This is a genomic window from Pedobacter suwonensis, assembly GCF_044762335.1.
In the GTDB taxonomy this organism is placed as follows: Bacteria; Bacteroidota; Bacteroidia; order Sphingobacteriales; family Sphingobacteriaceae; genus Pedobacter.
In genome coordinates, this window is sequence record NZ_JBIWEB010000042.1 from 1 (window position 1) to 3,145 (window position 3,145).

Here is a 3,145-nt window from a genome sequence, read left to right on the forward strand (position 1 = left end):
AATGGAAGCAGTCCGCAGAAAAGAGCAAGTTATCAAACTGGATTAAATCTTAACTGGAGCATTACGCCAAAAGATGAACTTACCGCTACTTTAGGATACAATCATTTTAACAATAATTCAAGTGGAACAACCAGTCAGATTCAGAAATATCTTTTAGCAGCATCGGGAAATACCATATCAGATACAAGAAGTCTTCGAAATTCGGCCAGTAATTTCAGTGCCAATTCTACTGATGTAAGTTTAGGCTATAAAAAGAGTTTCAAAAAAGAAGGACATGAATTAGACTTTCTATATAATGCGAGTTTTGGAAATAACCTGGTAAATGCTTCGCAAATTTCGAGTTATGGAAGCCACAATCTGCCAAATACCGGATTAAACAGCACCAACCCGGGTAAAGAGAATGAAACCGAAATTTCAGTGAGTTATACCTTGCCTGTAAGCAAAAAGTTAACCATAGAAAGTGGTGCCAAAGTGCTAATCGATAATCTTAACAATAGTGTTGTAACCGATACTTTATTAGCAAATAGTTCTTACATTAATAATGCTAACCAAACTTACAGCTTTAATTATATGCGAAATGTATATGCAGCTTATCTTTCTGCATCTTTTTCACTTTTTAAAGATTTCATTACAGGAAAAGCTGGATTGAGATATGAGAGAACTGGAAAGGTAGCTGATTTCTCTGGGGCTGCAATTTCTGGCTATAACACTTTTGCACCATCATTTACTTTGCAACATAAACTTGATGACAGCCAATCGATAAAGCTATCATACACATACCGCATTGAACGACCAGATTACGGAGATTTAAACCCGTTTTATAACATCAGCGATCCGCACAATATTAGTACCGGCAACCCACTTTTAAGACCTGAGATTGGCAATAATGTGGAGTTGGGTTATAGCAAAACTTTCGAAAAAGGTGCTAATATTTATTTTGCAGGATATTACCGTCGCAATACCAACGATATGCAACAACTTAGTACTTACTACGATGTATTAACCATAAACGGCGTAGATTATTCGGCCGTTGCTTTAACCCAGCGAATGAATCTTGGTTCGCAAACCAGTATCGGAGCAAGCCTTTTTGCATCAGTTCCGGTAACCGAAAAACTTAACTTGCGCACAAACATTCAGGCAGGAAACAGGAACAGTGTTTCTCCGGGACTTACAAGCGTAAGTGCATTTGCCTACAGAGTGAACTTAAACGCCAGTTATCAATTCGGTGGAAATTTACTTGTAGAAGTGTTTGGTAATTATAGTTCTTCACAAAGAAATTTCAGGAGCACAAGGCCATCGGTATTCAACTACAGTCTGGCCCTTAGAAAGCAGTTTTGGAACAGGAGCGCAAGCATTGGTATAACTGCGGCAAACCCTTTAAACCGTTACATAACTCAAAGGCAAACCAGTTTTGGTCCGAATTTCAACCAAACCAATATTAGACTTGTACCTGTTCAGTCATTTGGATTAAGTTTTTCATATAAATTTGGAAAGCTCCAATTCAAAAAAGAATCTAAAGAAGATAATGCACCACAGCTCCCGGATATTGGTGGAAATGGAAAATAAATAGAATTTAGCGAACACAATTGTTAATGAAATTACTTTAGAATCTATTCTTTCCCTTCAAATAAATTCTGGGTGATGCACATTCAGATGAATACCTTAAAGGGCATACCAAAATCGTTGCCCTTTTTATTTAGTTAATTTCCTATATGAGTCCACTATTCAACAGCAAAACCAGTGGTTCAGAATTTCTACAGATTTTGGTTTTAGATTGCAATCGGAAAACTTAATCTACGTAAATATCAGATAACCTCATCTGTATTTTCATGGATTTTAAAACTAAATTCTGATGAAAAATTATAAGCACATTTTAAGGCTCTTCTGCCTTTCCATATTCTTGATAGCCGACGATATTTGCGCACAAGACAAAAAAACCAGCCTATCAGGCGAGGTTAAAGAGGCCAAAAACAGACTCACTTTACCCTATGCAATATCATTCTTAAAAAAGTTGGGGATGATAAATTTTCTGGCGGAACCATTTCCGATGATCAGGGACGTTTTGTAATGAAGGATGTTAATCCCGGCAACTATCACCTTCAGGTGAGCATTGTGGGTTACATGCCTTTTCAAAGGGAAATCACCGTTGGCAGTTTAAGCACCTTTATTAATTTAGGCATTATCGAACTTACCGAAGATGCTCAAAATCTGCAAAATGTAACGGTACAAGGCACAAGCAATGATGGGCTTTCGTCAAAACTGGATAAAAAAACCTTCGATTTAAGTAAAAACACGAGCCAGTTAGGCGGTTCTGTTTTGCAGGCGATGCAAAATCTCCCGGGCATTAGCATTCAGGATGGGCAAGTGCAACTCCGTGGTAACGATAAAATTGCGGTATTAATCGATGGAAAACAAAATGCTATTACTGGTTTCGGTAGTCAGACAGGATTGGATAATATTCCTGCATCAGCCATTGAAAGAATTGAAATCATCAACAATCCATCCTCAAAATACGATGCAAACGGTAATGCCGGAATTATAAACATCATTTATAAAAAAAATAAACAAGAGGGTTTTAATGGTAAGGTTGGTTTGACAACTGGTCTTGGTGCAATTTGGTTGAGAAAAGAAAACCTGCCGGGAATTAGCCCTCAATATCAGTCAACACCAAAAATTAATCCCTCATTATCGCTTAATTATAGAAAAGATAAGCTTAACACTTTCGTTCAGGCCGATTATTTATACACGCAAACCTTAAACAAAAACGAGTTTTCGCAACGCATTTACACCGATGGGACAATATTGAACCAACAGGTAAAACGTAACAGAACCACCACTTTTACCACAGTAAAATCGGGTTTTGATTATAACCCAAATGACCACAATAGCTTTACCATATCTGGCTTTTTAAACCGTGAGAAAATCGGTGATTTAGGCGATATTCCATATTTCAATAGCGATTATTCTGTGAGAAATCGGCTGTGGCAATTTGTTGAAGATGAAGTAAAATATACCGCAACGGGCTCCGCAAACTATCAACATAAATTTGTCCAACCCGGACATACTTTAAGTGCTGGTTTCAATTATACCTGGCATAGGGAAGACGAAAAGTATTTTTTCAAAAACATTATGCCAACCTTTACTG

2 protein-coding genes are annotated in these 3,145 nt (G+C 37.3%); both read left to right on the top strand.

The features are described 5' to 3' along the window. Window positions 1-1,566, top strand: a 1,566-nt coding sequence (locus ACIQXP_RS25125) for an outer membrane beta-barrel family protein (protein ID WP_402759992.1), incomplete at its 5' end; no start/stop codon positions are given. A gap of 501 nt (window positions 1,567-2,067) precedes the next feature. After that, window positions 2,068-3,145: TonB-dependent receptor (locus ACIQXP_RS25130; RefSeq protein ID WP_387508688.1), on the top strand; the 1,078-nt coding region annotated here is incomplete at its 3' end.